Annotated in this window: 16 protein-coding genes; 5 read left to right on the forward strand and 11 right to left on the reverse strand. The window is 40.2% G+C overall.

Annotation, left to right across the window (positions count from 1 at the left end; genetic code table 11):
• From LJD61_RS12860 to LJD61_RS12870, 3 genes are all read right to left on the reverse strand, one after another.
• Positions 1-475, reverse strand: a 475-nt coding sequence (locus LJD61_RS12860; RefSeq protein WP_255227962.1) for an amidohydrolase family protein, incomplete at its 3' end; no start/stop codon positions are given.
• A 77-nt stretch (positions 476-552) separates the two neighbouring features.
• A complete protein-coding gene (locus LJD61_RS12865) occupies positions 553-1,926 on the reverse strand; it encodes an aldehyde dehydrogenase family protein (protein WP_255227963.1) in 1,374 nt (457 codons plus the stop codon).
• Positions 1,927-2,059: 133 nt separating this feature from the next.
• A complete protein-coding gene (locus LJD61_RS12870; RefSeq protein ID WP_255227964.1) occupies positions 2,060-2,878 on the reverse strand; it encodes an AraC family transcriptional regulator in 819 nt (272 codons plus the stop codon).
• A gap of 149 nt (positions 2,879-3,027) precedes the next feature.
• Here LJD61_RS12870 and LJD61_RS12875 point away from each other — a divergent pair, with 149 nt between their 5' ends.
• From LJD61_RS12875 to LJD61_RS12895, 4 genes are all read left to right on the forward strand, one after another.
• Entirely contained in the window at positions 3,028-3,402 is a 375-nt protein-coding gene (locus LJD61_RS12875) for a nuclear transport factor 2 family protein (protein WP_255227965.1), read from the forward strand.
• 266 nt (positions 3,403-3,668) lie between these two features.
• The gene (locus LJD61_RS20780) at positions 3,669-6,149 is read left to right on the forward strand and encodes a helix-turn-helix transcriptional regulator (RefSeq protein ID WP_303740759.1); all 2,481 of its coding nucleotides are present in this window, start codon (positions 3,669-3,671) and stop codon (positions 6,147-6,149) included.
• 125 nt (positions 6,150-6,274) lie between these two features.
• Positions 6,275-7,174, forward strand: a complete 900-nt coding sequence (locus tag LJD61_RS12890) for a helix-turn-helix transcriptional regulator (protein WP_255227966.1) — start codon at positions 6,275-6,277, stop codon at positions 7,172-7,174.
• A gap of 65 nt (positions 7,175-7,239) precedes the next feature.
• On the forward strand, positions 7,240-7,512 hold the full coding sequence (locus LJD61_RS12895; protein WP_408615418.1) for a zinc ribbon domain-containing protein: 273 nt from the start codon (positions 7,240-7,242) through the stop codon (positions 7,510-7,512).
• Here the strand turns inward: LJD61_RS12895 and LJD61_RS20785 are convergent.
• Together LJD61_RS20785 and LJD61_RS20790 are read right to left on the reverse strand one after the other, a co-directional pair.
• Complete coding sequence (locus tag LJD61_RS20785; RefSeq protein ID WP_408615460.1) at positions 7,509-7,754, reverse strand: GNAT family N-acetyltransferase; 246 nt, start codon at positions 7,752-7,754, stop codon at positions 7,509-7,511. The genes LJD61_RS12895 and LJD61_RS20785 overlap by 4 nt on opposite strands.
• A gap of 15 nt (positions 7,755-7,769) precedes the next feature.
• Positions 7,770-7,859, reverse strand: coding sequence for a hypothetical protein (locus LJD61_RS20790; RefSeq protein ID WP_408615420.1), 90 nt, complete (start codon positions 7,857-7,859; stop codon positions 7,770-7,772).
• A gap of 62 nt (positions 7,860-7,921) precedes the next feature.
• Between LJD61_RS20790 and LJD61_RS12910 the strand changes: the two genes are divergently transcribed.
• Positions 7,922-8,203 carry a gamma carbonic anhydrase family protein gene (locus tag LJD61_RS12910; protein WP_255227968.1) on the forward strand — a complete coding sequence of 94 codons (282 nt, stop codon included), beginning with the start codon at positions 7,922-7,924 and terminating at the stop codon, positions 8,201-8,203.
• Positions 8,204-8,217: 14 nt separating this feature from the next.
• Here the strand turns inward: LJD61_RS12910 and LJD61_RS12915 are convergent, their stop codons facing one another.
• The 6 genes from LJD61_RS12915 to LJD61_RS12940 all read right to left on the reverse strand — a co-directional run bounded on the left by LJD61_RS12915 (position 8,218) and on the right by LJD61_RS12940 (position 14,696).
• Positions 8,218-9,330, reverse strand: a complete 1,113-nt coding sequence (locus tag LJD61_RS12915; protein WP_255227969.1) for a GerAB/ArcD/ProY family transporter — start codon at positions 9,328-9,330, stop codon at positions 8,218-8,220.
• Between the two features lie 10 nt (positions 9,331-9,340).
• Positions 9,341-9,580 carry a hypothetical protein gene (locus tag LJD61_RS12920; RefSeq protein WP_255227970.1) on the reverse strand — a complete coding sequence of 80 codons (240 nt, stop codon included), beginning with the start codon at positions 9,578-9,580 and terminating at the stop codon, positions 9,341-9,343.
• A gap of 1 nt (position 9,581) precedes the next feature.
• On the reverse strand, positions 9,582-10,778 hold the full coding sequence (locus LJD61_RS12925; protein ID WP_255227971.1) for a Ger(x)C family spore germination protein: 1,197 nt from the start codon (positions 10,776-10,778) through the stop codon (positions 9,582-9,584).
• 59 nt (positions 10,779-10,837) lie between these two features.
• Positions 10,838-12,382 (reverse strand): spore germination protein, encoded by a 1,545-nt coding sequence (locus LJD61_RS12930; protein WP_255227972.1) that lies wholly within the window; start codon positions 12,380-12,382, stop codon positions 10,838-10,840.
• A gap of 227 nt (positions 12,383-12,609) precedes the next feature.
• Positions 12,610-14,244, reverse strand: coding sequence for a protein kinase domain-containing protein (locus LJD61_RS12935; RefSeq protein ID WP_255227973.1), 1,635 nt, complete (start codon positions 14,242-14,244; stop codon positions 12,610-12,612).
• The gene (locus LJD61_RS12940; protein ID WP_255227974.1) at positions 14,241-14,696 is read right to left on the reverse strand and encodes a hypothetical protein; all 456 of its coding nucleotides are present in this window, start codon (positions 14,694-14,696) and stop codon (positions 14,241-14,243) included. Before LJD61_RS12940 ends, LJD61_RS12935 begins: the two co-directional genes overlap by 4 nt.
• Between the last annotated feature and the right edge of the window lie 33 nt (positions 14,697-14,729).

A 14,729-nucleotide genomic window follows, 5' to 3' on the forward strand; every position in this document is an offset into this window, starting at 1 on the left:
ATACAAGGGAGTGCAATGAAAAGTCGGTAAGAACTACCGGAACATCTTTTGATACGGAGTCGAGATCCCAACGGTTCATAAACCGGTTTTCTGCAGCAAGCTCTTTAAGGTTTCCGTCGACAAATCCACATCCAAATACCCACTCTCCGGGACCTGCTTTTGAAGCCGCCTCAAAAACCTTGTCCTGAATATCCTTAAGCGATGTAAAGGCAGGACCATTAAAGTCAAGAAATGTAGGAGACAGCGTGAGACCTGTATGTGCAGCATGCATGTGGGAGTCGTTACAACCAGGAAGCACAAGCCTGCCGCCTGCATCGATGATCTTGGTACCAGGTCCTACGGAGCCTTCAATTTCAGCATTTGAGCCCACATCTATGATCCAACCGTCTCTGACAGCAACTGCTTCGACATAGCCGAAATTCTTATCTATGGTTGCTACTTTGCCATTTTTGATAACTACGTCTGCCTTAATCATTGAGTTGCACCTCCATATTATTTAAAGAACTTTAGTTCTTTGCACACATTTTTATCTCTTTTATAAAACCGTACAGCTTATCCCCAAATCTCTTCTTGGGTTGCAGGCTTTGCCCCCGGCTTGCGGTATGCAATTCGTGAGATATTTATCAGGTGCTTATAGGTAAGGTTCTCTGAAATAGAATTATTGCCCCATGAGCCGCACCCAAGACTTGTCGTTGCATTAAGGCCATTTATGAATACTGGATTTGTACCTGCCGCAGCGATACCGGGCTGATTAACAAGCAAACGTGATACCGGCAGGTGTGTACCCATGTACTCAACCTTTGCATCATCGTTTGTATGGATAACAGCTGAATGCCCTGCACCCTGATAGAGCAGGTTGGTCTTTGCAATCTCAACAGCCTCTTCAAATGTATGGTATGGCAGAATAACGAGCACCGGACACATCTTTTCCCCGCAAAGCGCATCCTCCGCACCTATTTTGCTTCCACGTACTGCTATTGCGCGAGTTCCATCGGGTATTGCCATGCCTGCCATTTCTGCAAGCTTGACTGCACTTTGTCCTACAGCTTTGCTATTGATATGCTTTCCATCCGGGAATAAGAATTCCCTGAATTTATCTGCCTCTACAGGATCGTCCATGTAATATGCATTGTTTTTCTTGAGTCCGGCAACTATCCTTTCTTCGTCCTCGGCAGGGAAAATGATTGACTGGTTGCCTGCACAAATCAGACCATTGTCAAAGCTGCGGCTTTCCACTATCTGTGCGCATGCCTCGTCATAATCAAATCCACGGTCGACAACGGTCTGAACGTTTCCGGCGCCTACACCAAAAGCAGGCTTTCCGCTTGAATAAGCAGACTTAACCATTGCCATGCCGCCCGTAGCAACTACAACATCTCCTGCTTTCATAAGCTCCTGTGTAAGCTCAACAGACGGCTCGGTAGCCATTTGAATGATATCCTCGGGAGCGCCCATTTTCTTGAATGTTTCACGAATCAAATCAATTGTATGCTTAGTAGTTTTCTTTGCTCTTGGGTGAGGTGATACGACTACTGTGTTGCGTCCCTTGATTGCAAACACTGCATTGCACAGTGCTGTGATATTAGGATTTGTTGTCGGTGCTACCGAAATAATGACACCTTTTGGACTTGCTACATAGATCAAACCGTTCTCTTCGTCCCGGTCGATAATACCTACAGACTTCTTGCCTTTAAGGTTCTGCCACATGGTATCTGCTGTTCCAAAATTTTTAATGCGCTTATCTTCAACATTTCCAAGTCCTGTTTCCTCCACGACCTCCGTGGAAAGCTCGTCTGCATGCTCACGGAATGTCAGACAGGCAGCATAGACAAGCTCATCTACTTGCTCCTGCGTATAGCTCTCAATTTGCTTGAGTGCTACCTTGGCTTTTTCTACCAATTCTTGAGCAATTGCTTGATTATCCATAACATTACCTCCTTTTGCTTTGTGCCACAAATGTATCACTATTTTCTCGCCCGCTATTGTACAAAACGGAACAAGAAATTTGTTCTTTAAAAGCTTTAACAGCTGGATTATTCATCCAGCTGTTAAAATCAATCTACCTGCTTAAATATTCACGTCTATAGCTTAATGGAGGCTCACCGGAATATCGGCGAAACTCGCGGTTAAGATGAGACTGATCAAAATATCCATTGTCAAATACTACGTCTGATAAACAGTCATCATTTTGTGCATTAAATAGCCCTCGCACCGCATTTTGAAAACGCATTATATTGGCATAGCTTTTGATTGATATACCCAGAGCTTCCTTAAATTTCTCACGGCAATAACGTCCCGTATAGCCTGTATATTCATTGAGCGTGTCCATTTTTACATTTCCTTTTTCATTGCATATGTATAGTTCAGACAACTCTACAAAGTCTGGCGTATATCCGGCATTAATCATAGCATCAAGCGCAAATGACTGAATTGCTTCAACACGATCCTCAAAAGTGTTTAGTGACGCAAGCGCTTCTATAATTCGTGTGTTACCAAATTGTTCACTAAATGAAATTTTGTTATCTAATATTTCATGCCATGCTATAGGTAACTGTTTCATACCCATTAAGCTGTATGGCTTAAATCCGAAATACACCGAATTTGGCTCAAGTTCCAAATCATATGGTATTGTCTGTATTCCGCTTATTATTGCGCTCGGATTATCCTCGTTGCAATGGAACAAAAAATCCAGACATGCATCAGGAATCAGTCGGATAGGCTTTCCGCTTTCACCCGTCTTAAATTGATAGCACAATGCAAGGTTCTTTTTGGAAAATGGATTCCACTTCAGCAGCCTTTCACTGTATTGAAGCTGACACCGCAGCGATGGCTGCAAAGGGGTGATATTCTGGTGTGCAGATCGGCCTGCAGAATTCATTATTTTCCCTCCTTACCCTTTGAACATAGGATATACATTCGTTGTTATCCTCCTTTTTTTACAATACATAATTATATTGATTGTTATTGTTAATATAAGTGCATAAAAATTGTGCTTAACTCAAAATGAAAACAGGGAGGTAATTCACTATGTTTAACGCAGAAGTCGAAAACGTCCGGGAGGTAATTCACCGCTATATAAATGGAACATACAAGGCAGACATTCCTGTGCTTGAAAGCGTGTTCCACAAAGATGCCCGTATGGCCGGCTATCTCGGCGATATGCTTTTAATTGGTACCCCCGCTCCTTTTATTGAGGATATGGCATCTGCTCCCTCAATGGAATCTATGGGTAACCCGTACAAAGCAGAGATACGTTCACTGTCCGTTACTGGTCTTATCGCAAACGTCATAGTCTACGAAACTGGGTTCCGTGGCAATGTTAGTTTGGAAGACCATTTTCACTTGATTTGTGATGGCGGAGAGTGGAAGATTATTTCTAAGACCTTTACTACAATCGGATAAACCAATTGGGCCTCTGCCCTTTTGAAAAGCCACCATCCGCCTGCATTAATATCCAAACAGGCGGAGGCATTTTTTGATATTTTTGTATAGCATGAAAGGTATTGCTCCCCTTTCATGTCCTATATTACAATATGGAATCACAAAAAAACACTATCAGATGTGATAGTATTTCACTATATAATCAATAAGGTCGGCACATTTATATCCAATCTTTATGCATAGATGCTATACTAATATATAGCTGTTAATGAAAAGAGGTGCAGTGGATGAACATACCTACATTTCGTGTTTTAAGCCGCAAGCGGGTTAACCGTGAGCTTAACAACATCTTTTCTTTTCCCCTCACCGTAATCCGAGCCCCGATGGGCTTTGGAAAAACAACCGCTTTGCATGAATTTGTGCGAATAAAAAAAATTAAACCAATATGGCTTTCACTCATGGGTTCAGGCGGATCACTTGCATATTTCTGGGGACGTCTCACTTCTAAAATTGCAAAAGTAAATCCTGCTTTAGGAATGAGATTCGAAAATTTAGGATTTCCGTCTGATATATCCCAAATGGTTCACATATTTAATATCATATATGAGATTGAATATGAAAGACCTGTTATGGTAGTTATTGATGACTATCACCTGATTGACTGTCCACAAATAGCGTCTTTAATAACTCTGATTTCAAACGAGCATATTCCTAATCTTCATATAGTACTTGTAGCACAATATATTTCCAGTCTTCAAATCACCGACTTGTCACAAAAGAGAGTATGCTTTCTTGTTGAACAGGATGTACTTCAATTTCAGCCGGACGAAATCTATGCCTATTTTAAACTTATGGAATGCCCTATGAATAATGAAACACTCACTAAGGTACATAGATGGACAGGGGGCTGGATATCAGGTATATATCTGATTCAGCAAAGCTTGCGACAAGGTCTTCCTATTGTGCGCGGAGAAAGCATTGATCGATTGCTTGAACGTAATCTGTATAATACTCATGATGAAGAGACAAAGCTTTTCTTGCAAAAGCTATCATTTCTAGACATATTTACACCGGAGCAGGCAACCTATGCCATGAATGACCTGACCGCGCCTCAGCGTATTCTTTTTCTTGCACAAGGAAACGCATTTATATCTTACAACAAAGCATATTCCGCATACCAGATGACCAGCCTTTTACAGGAATTCCTGCAGGAAAAAGCGCGTAATAATAATATTGATCCCAGAACCATATACCAGCGTATGGGACAATGGTTTTTAAGAGAGAAGAAACGTAGTCTTGCCTATGACTATCTGCTGCGCGCAGGAGATATCGTGACCATACTTCATGACCTTAACCGCGAGCAAGCACAAGACATACATTTTGCGCAATTTCCACAGATACATATGACCTTTGAAGGGCTGTCCGTGGAAGCCTCATTCCGCTACCCGATTGCATCGCTGCGCAATGTCAGAGTCAAGGCGTTGACTTGTAATCCATATGAAAACTGGAAGCTCGAACAACAGCTCGCAAAAATGGAGCACCACTTTATAATGCAAGAACTGTCCGAAAGTGAACGCAGCCGGATTCTTGGAGAAATACATAATACCTGGATCTTTGTAGCCTTCAATAGCGCCCAGGCTGTTGTAGGCCATGCAACAAAAGCAGTTGAATACTTTAGAGGACGCTATTCCTGCATTGTCAGCAACGCTACAGAATTTACCTTTGGTGCTCCGCATCTGCTCTATTGCTACTACACAAAAAAAGGCTCACTGAAACAGACAGCCTCCTTTATCTCTGCACATTTTCATATACTTGCAGAAGCAGTAGAGGGCTGCGGCTCTGGCAGTGAACCTTTGACGCTTGCTGAATATTCATTGGAAACAGGTGATTTTGATAATGTGGCTATAAATGCTAGAAAAGCAATCTATCAAGCACAAAGCTATAATCAAAATGCTATTATAATATGCGCTACCTTTACCCTGGCAAGACTTAAATTGTTTCAAGGCAAGTTTAATGAGTGTCAAGAATTGATTACAAGACTTACAGACATAATGGAAAGGCTGGACAGCAGTGTTCTTAATACCACTTGTGAATTTTGTATTGCATATCTCAACGGCTGTTTGGGATTAGGAGAGCGTATCCCGGAATGGATACAAAACAATGATATGGCACCTGCTAATTTTATGTTCCAAGGTATTGCATTCAACTACATTGTTTGTGCAAAATCCATACTGCTGTCCGGTGATTACATAAGACTTGAGGTGTTATGTGAAGAAGCGCAGGAAAAATTGAGCATATATAACAATCAGCTTGGCTATATTTCCAATTATATTTTTTCAGCTATAGCCAAAAACGCCCTATATGGTGAAAAAGCAGGCCAGGATGCCTTAAGGAAAGCACTGGAGATTGCTGCAGATGATCATATCGTTCTACCATTTGCAGAAAACGGTGTATACATTCAGTCTATGCTTGCTGCCTTGAGAGACACAGAAGAATTTCCTCAGGAATATATGGATTATGTCATTTACTGTTGCAAGCAGTATCAAGAATATGTAAGCACAATAGATCATGGAGATGTTATTCTTAGTGAAAGAGAACAGGAGGTTATTCATTTACTTGCCGATGGATATAAGCACAAGGAAATAGCAGAAAAACTTTTTATCTCCGTTGCCACTGTAAGATATCATGTAAGAAACGTGTACAAAAAGTTAAATGTGAATAATACAGTGAGCGCTTTGCGCAAAGCCTCTGATCTGAAGCTCGTATAAAATATTTTACTATCTAACCATGACCGCTGTATTTGGTATAGCTTTTCACTTTAATATTTCGTAAACTATAAGAAGAAATGCAATTATACAATAAAAGAGAAATATCTTAGGAAGGCATGATTTTTATGCAGATTGATCGGATGCTGCAGATAATTTATATCCTGCTGAATAGAAAAACCATTACGGCAAGCGAGCTTGCAGAACGGTTTGAAGTTTCCCAAAGAACGATTTACCGTGACATAGATGCTTTATGCCAGGCCGGGATACCTGTTTATACAAGCAAAGGTAAAAACGGAGGCATAAGTATTCTCGACAACTTTGTTCTGAATAAATCTATTTTTTCAAAAGGCGAGCAGAATGAAATGATCGCTGCTTTGCAAAGCTTAAGCGCAATAAATTACCCTGAAGCCGACCGTATTCTTTCAAAATTGAGCAATATTTTCGACAGCAAATCAAATGACTGGATCGAGATCGATTTCTCAGGCTGGGGAAATCTAAAACAGGAAATGCTGGCCTCGATTAAAAGTGCTGTAATAAATAAAAAAGTTATTTCTTTTGAGTACTATAATGCCTATAGAGAAAAAAACATCCGTACCGTTGAGCCTTTGCAGCTATTGTTTAAAGGAAAAGCCTGGTATTTGAAGGCATTTTGCAGGGTCAAACGATCCATGCGCCTTTTCAAGCTTAGCCGCATTAAAAATATACAAATCCTGGATGAGCATTTTGACAGACAATTGGAAAGCGAAGCTCTGGCTGCATTTGATATAGGGACTGACATAAACATAGTGGATATTATCATGAAAATCCACTCCTCACAAGCGTACCGCGTATATGACGAATTTGATGATGCACAGATATCGTTGAATGACGATGGGAGCTTTACGATTTGCGTATCCTATCCCGAGGATGAGTGGGTATACGGCTATATATTATCTTTCGGAATGTATGCAGAGGTCATTGAACCAGCCCGCATCAAAAAAATTATAAAAGAACAGCTTGAAAAAGCTTTGGACTTTTATAAATAATATGACATGCTGTTGTCAAATTATCGGGTGTATACTGCAAATATCAAAATAAAATGCGAGGAGAGATGTTCATGAACATACAAAATTTCTGTCAAAGCTGCGCAATGCCTATGACTGAAGAAAGTCATTTCGGCACAAATACTAATGGGACAAAGAATGTGGATTACTGTTGCTACTGCTATCAAAACGGAAGCTTTACCAAGGAAGAAACCATGGAAGAAATGATTGAAAATTGCATTCCCTTCACACTTGAAGCCGGGGTGTATCCCGATGAAAACGCGGCAAGAGCTGCTATGCTTGAATATTTTCCTAATTTAAAACGCTGGAAAAAGATTTAACTAATAGGACGGCCCTTTAAAACTGAATATTGCTTCTCAGTTTTAAAGGACCGTCCATACTGCCATAGATATATTGTATCATGATATTCCTTGTTCTTTTCCATCTGTGCTTTTGCATAAGGGCAAAGAGGGATTATCTTTTTGTTTTCCTTTCTTATCCAATCGACAAGTTCTTTTAGCAGCAGCTTTCCCACACCTTGACCGGCGAGTTCATCGGATACATATGTGTGATCAATTATAATAAGCTTATCACCCGATTATTTCTTCATTTCAACAATAAGAAAATGTGAAGATTCCAATGCTTTTATTTTTATATCTTCTTCTGTTATTTCCAATGCATCCCTCATATTCAGGGAGATGCCGTTTATATCGGAAGCTCCTTCTAAACGTTCAGATATTGGAAAACTCGGTGCTGCATTTATTGCCCGACAATGAGCTGATCATTGAAGATAATGTAATCATCGGTCCCGGCTGCATAATTCATGGCACTACTATCGGCTCGAACAGTGTAATAGAATCCGGTTCAATAGTTTGCGACTACAGCAGATTAGGCAAAAATACCTTGCTCAAATCCGGCAGCCTGGTCAAGCAAAGGAGCATCTTTAATGATAATCAAATCATAGAAGGCTTCCCTGCCAAGAATGTTGGAGAAAATACAGAAATACAGGGGAAGCCCGCTTGGGCATTGTAACATATGCCCTTTTTTCATTTTCCATATACATCCATCTTGAATATATATTTTTTTATAAAAAAAATAATCAGCAGCAACGCCGGCAAAATCAGTCCGAATGAAGCAATATACGGGAACCAGACTTCAGTATCCCATTTGCTTTCATATATGACATCCTTATAAACAAAGCCTGAAAATACGCTCATGATTAATCCCAGCGGCAAGACAATGCTTTTATAATCCTTTAGCTTTAAAAGCTGTGCTAATCCTAAAGCTCCTGCATGAAAATAAAACACAGTATTATTAAAAATAGTAAACAGCCAAACAATGACTATCAAAGCTTCCAATCTTGTAAATATAACGCCTACATTGATTTCTTTCGTGAGTAAAAAAACCGGGAACCGCGAGCTTGCTGTAATCGTACTTCCCATGACTAAATTGCACATCAGAACTGAAATGAATGAAATGGACATTCCTATCATATATCCCACGAATATTGACTTCTTTGCATTTCTTATGTCTTTTACATTCACCGGATATACCATATTCAAAATGATTGTGGGCAGAACCGTAAACGCAAGCATCGGTAGTGAACCCCTTAATACCGGCGTAATACCCCTTTCCAGGACAGGCAATATATTATTAATATCTATATTAGGGCTGACCAAGAGCATGGATAATATAAACATGATAACTATTCCATAAAAAAATATTTCAGAAGCGCGGGCTATTGTTTCTATCCCGTATAATAATGCAATAACAACTACGCTTGAAAATAATATATTTATAATATACAAAGATGTTTCCTGCATATATTGTGTCGTAAAAAAATCACCAACATACCATATAAATTGCGGCGCGCCAATAAAGCACATCATAATAAAACATGCGGCAATAAAACCGCCAATCCATTTTCCCAATAACAATTGAATGACCTCAACATATGTTTTGCCAGGATATAATCCTCCCAGATAGGTATTCATCCAAATTATGAGCAATCCAAATAGCATTGCGCCTATTGCAGATATCCACGCATCATGCCTGGCAATCGTCGTAACTCTTGAAGAAATAATAATAGTGGACACTCCGCACACAAAGGCTGTGGTTATGGCTATCAATTGGTGATCTGTTATTTTTATTTTATCCATATTTCATGCCTCATTTTAATAACATTTCTACAGTATCAGCAACAGGAGAATATATCCATGCTATAAAGTCCGAAGGGTTTGGTATATCTACCTCAAAACTTTTTAGTATCGCAAGTGCCGTACCTAATGCAAGCAAAATCGAAAATGTCCATAGCTCTTTATAAAGTTTGCCTTGCAGCATTTTCGGTATTTCTATATAACATGTTGCGATGTCAAACACTAATACTGCTAGAATAGATACTATAATCATCCTACTCTTTCTCCTTTATAAAGAAAGGTTTTGTTATTTGCCCCAACTTGTCTGTCTCAAATTTTACAGTGATATTTACTGGGAGCCTTACAAATTCATCGTCCCAATCATCCTTTATTTTTTCCCATAGCCTGGGGTACCTCCTGTGTATCGCCTCTCCGAAACCAAAAATATCAGTCTTTAATTCGTTCTGTGCCATATTGACCGCTTTCATGCACATCAGTTTGATTTCTTTCTCGGATATCTCATTTAATATTTTTTTGTTTTCTTCACTGGAAACATCAAAGTCTCCTTCCACTGCTCCAATATTTTGCTTTGCGTTGATCTGTACATCAATGGCCGGCTTACCGTTTACTAAATGAGCTTTAATAGTTGATTTAGCTTTTGTAACCTGAAATGTAAGCTTTACATCATCTCCATAATTGGCATACCCCACTGTACTCTTCACATTCCCAACAATATAATTATACCCCTTGGCTTCGTCTTCATTTAGCCAACCTACAAGCTTATCCTCCTTAAAGGCTCCCAGGCTTGTATATTTTAACCTTTCGATATCATTTGTTTTCTTTAAAGCATCCGTGGAATTCGAATTAACTATGCTTGGAACAATCTCGACTCCTGCAAGTACGGGGTTTTTCCCATCAGCAATAATGGCGTTTACCAGTTCTATAATTCTTATGGTATTTGTAGGGGCCCATGCAGCCATAGAGGCTCGCAGAGAATCGTACAATGCGATCCCGGGTATTGTTTCCAGAGGAGTCAAGAGGCTTAGGACTTTATTCGCAGTTGTATCTTTAGCTATTATAAAATAAAAATCAGTACGAAATTCATGATCACGCGCCAAAAAATCGATGATGCCTTGCAAGCCTTCTTTTGCAACAGCTTCTCCAAATACGACCATTCTCAAATGGGAAGCATATATTTTCCTGGGACATTGTACGGTTAATTTTCTGAATGCTTCAAATAAATCCTCTCCTGTATCAGAATATAATATGACAGGAGCTTCATTGGTTGCTTTTTTAGAAGCTATTGCCTTCGGATTAACAATTTGCTGAGTCAACAAATAACCGTTTTCAACTTTATCGATACCAATGCATACAGTGATCGCAAGCGTATTTAATTCGCGGCTGTCCACACACCCGTTCAAGCATATGATTGGCAGTATAATAAAAATGGCCGATATTCTTTTTAACTTCATATTATGTTAACCTCCATGTGCCCTATGAATAGTCTCATTATAAAGCCTCCCAAGCCATATCACCTTAATTCCGGCTTTGATTTTTGGCTTGAGCTTACAGGATTCTTTTCTTCTACCCTTGATGCATCAGTCCCGCTGATACCCATAGGTCTGCGTTTCATCTTCCACAACGGAAGTCTTAAAATAGTATCTCTGTTCATGCCCTTTATTCTTGGCGCAATCGGCGTTAAATATGGAACCGTGACGGATTTTATTTTGCACAAATGAAGCACCATAACCATTAAGCCCATGAATACGCCATATAGGCCGAGCACCCCCGCCAGAAACATTAAAGCAAATCTTATTAGCCTTACAGCATTTGACATTTCATAGTTAGGTATAGCAAAGCTTGATATGGCAGTGATTGAAACAATGATGACCATAGCTGCCGATATGATGCCGGCTTCCACCGCTGCCTGCCCGAGCACCAAAGCTCCTACTATGGAAATGGCAGGTCCGATGGCTCTGGGCATTCTTATGCCGGCCTCTCTCAATATTTCAAATGTGGCTTCCATAAGCAGCGCTTCAAAAAAGGCGGGAAAAGGAACGCCTTCACGCTGAGCTGCCAAGCTGACAAGCAATAAAGTAGGAATCATCTCCTGGTGAAATGTTGTCAATGCTATGTATGTTGCCGGTACTAAAAGCGTGAGAAAAAAAGCAGCAAACCTAAAAAAACGCATAACAGAAGATACGACATAGTGATGATAATAATCTTCACTGACTTGAAGAAAGTCAACCATAAGCGCAGGGACAGTCAATACATAAGATGTTCCATCAACTAAAATCGCTACCTTGCCTTCAAGCAAGGCAGCAACGACCGAATCAGGCTTTTCGGAGCTTAAAAAAGTAGGAAAAAATGAATACCTGTCATCTTTAATCAATTCTTCGATATACCCGCCTTCAAGAATGCCGTCAATTTCTATTCTATCAAGACGGTTTCTTATTTCCTGCACAATTTCCTCTTTTGCAATTTTGTCAATGTACATTAAACTTACTGTTGTTTTTGTTATGCTGCCTATAGTCATATTTTCCACTCTTAAAGCTATGTTTTTAATCCTTTTTCTGATAAGCAAAATATTGATATTGATATTCTCGGTAAATCCTTCTTTTGGCCCTCTTATTACAGTCTGGGAAGTAGGTTCTTCAATAGACCTGCTCTCATCGGTCTCCGAGGCCACTATTAAAAACTTGTCGCAGCCATCAAATAAAAAAACAGTATCGCCAGATAATAAAGCAGCATAAAGACTTTCAAAATCAAACCCTCCCTTTGAATCTCTCAAGCCGGGAAGGTAATTCATCAATATATCAAAGTTTATATCAGGTTCTGTGCTACAATCTTTGAAGTTTAATTCAGCCAGTTCCGATGATAAATTGTTTATAGTATTCCTATCCACCAGGCTTTTAATATATATGTTTGCCCATATTAAATCCTTATTATTATCAGATTTGATACAGTTAATAATAATATCGCTGCTATGCCCAAAATCATCTTTAAGCCTGGTTATATTTTCATTTATATCTTTGCTTATATAAGTGGCGGAATCTGTTTTACTGCTTTTCTTCATCGCTTTCAACAATCTCCCAATTGGTAAAATCCTTTGTTTATAAAGTATTATTACCAATTTAATCAAATAAATTACTGCGGTCAAATCAATTATTGCTGCCGGCTTCCGATTTTGTAAAAAAATAAGCCGGTCAAAAGACAGGCGTATTAATTGTAAGATATATTTAGTTATATTTACTTTATCTCGAAATCTTTAGCTTCAAGCTGCGCATAGGCATCCCTTCAACTTTATCTGTAGGATATTGCAAATTTCGCCTTGTCTTCAATTGCTTCAGCCGCATGCCGCATCCCCTCTCCCAATATGACATTTTCGAGATATGCCAACGAGAGCAGCGGCGTAAGGTCTCCATCGATGACGTTTGTAACCTCAATAAATCTAAGCTGTGCCAGCTTTTCAATCCCGTCAAGGGTGTCTATCGTTGTTTCATAGAGATTGAGCCTTTGCAGGTTGCTGAATATTTCAAACGCTGCGGGAGAGCGAACCGGCAGCTTGCCTGCGTCAATGTCATTGAGCATGGAACAATTTGCAAGCGGTGATAAATCAGTAACACGAGTGTCAAACAGGCAGGCGCGTTTCAAAAACTTCAATTTCCCCAAGGGCGAAATATCTGTAACAGGATTATTCTTTATATCCACAGCCTCAAGATTATTTAAAACAGCTAATGGAGAAATATCACTGATCTCCTGCATGGAAATGGAAATTTGTTTTAGATTGGGCATTTTTGCAAGGTCAGCAAGAGATCGGATAGGACCTTCCTTCATTTTGTTGCTTTTGATAAGACGATCAGCTGCGCTGTGCAGCTCCTCTCCGGTTTTTGCAATCAAAGCATCTCCGAAAATATACAACTCGGTGACCGAAAGCAGATCGCCTTCAGTGATGATTTCATCTGCCGCTTTGTCCAGCTGAAACCGAACAGCCTTTTCAATCATAGGCTCTTCAAAAGCGACCCTCACAGAAGGCTCTAAGACGGAAGACAAAAAATCGGTATAACGCCCGATGGAAAAACCTGCACAAAGAAACGCCATGCAGGACAGTATCGCAGCCATCCATCCCAGGGCAGATTTTTTACACCTGTCACCCGTATGAAGCAAAGCAGATTTTAGCTTTGCTGCCGAAGAAAATCTGTTCTCCGGTGAAAAAGCCGTGCATTTTTTATATACGCTTGCAAGCCGGTCGTGACCCAGTTTACGGATGACCTCTTTAGCGTTGGTCTCTCCGGTGAGCAGCCATCCCAACACCACGCCTATGGAATAAATATCGGTACGGCAATCAGTTTGCGAAAAGCCGTATTGCTCCGGAGGAGCATACTCCCTGGTGCCGAAGAACTGGGTATCGGTATCCGCTCCGCTTCTATAGATTCTGGCAATGTCAAAATCAATGAGAATGACCTGTCCATCATCCTTAACGATAATATTCTGAGGCTTGATGTCCCTGTGGATGACAGGCTTTTCCCGTCCGTGGATATAGGCGAGGATGTCGCAAAGCTGTACGCAAATTCCTATAACGTCCTTCCTTGTCAGATTGTTTTCCGTTGCAAATTGATTGAGAGGCTTACCTTCCATATATTCGCGTACAATGCATACTACCTTGTCATCTTGGAATTCATCTACAAAGGCAGGAAGGCTGATGTGATGCAGAGATTTCAATATATTGCTCTCATGCACAAAAGAGTAGAGATTTTTGTCATAGAATTTTGCAACATAAAACCGTTCACCGGTTTTTTGCTTAACCAAAAATGTCTCCGTACCATGGCTGCATGCCAGGCACTCCATTGGAACATATTTCTCCAGAAATCCTGCAGGATATTCCGGTTCATCAAAGGTATTTAAAATATCGACGACAGCTGCACTTATATCATTCATTTTACTCTGCTGCCTCCTCCAATCAAAGGTAATTCCAATTCGTTGAGAACACTTTGTGTTTCCACAATGGTAAAGCGGTTATGCAAGCAGTAGATGATCGCCGCATCACGTCTAACACGCGGATACAAGGCGCTCATTCCGGCGTGTTTTAAAAGATCCTGAGCCGTGTCCACATCGGCATCAAACCCAAAGGCCAATTGAAGAACTGTATCCCTTGAAGGCTTTCTTGTCCCTTTGAAAATCTGATGCCCAAAGGAGCGTTCAATGTTCGCCCGTTTGATAATACGCTCCGGCACTTGACCTTGATTTTTGCACAGTTCCGTTATGTATTTGCTGAAAGACTGTAACTGCATTTGGCCTGTGTTCTTTTTCATGAATTGCTCTAAATTTGATGTTTTGAACAGGCGTTTGAATAATGTGCTTGTTCTGATTTGATTTGTCTCCTCATCCATGTTACTCACTTCTTTCCTTGATACGGACCTCTC

The sequence above is a fragment of the Lutispora saccharofermentans genome (genome assembly GCF_024363565.1).
Taxonomy (GTDB): domain Bacteria; phylum Bacillota; class Clostridia; order Lutisporales; family Lutisporaceae; genus Lutispora; species Lutispora saccharofermentans.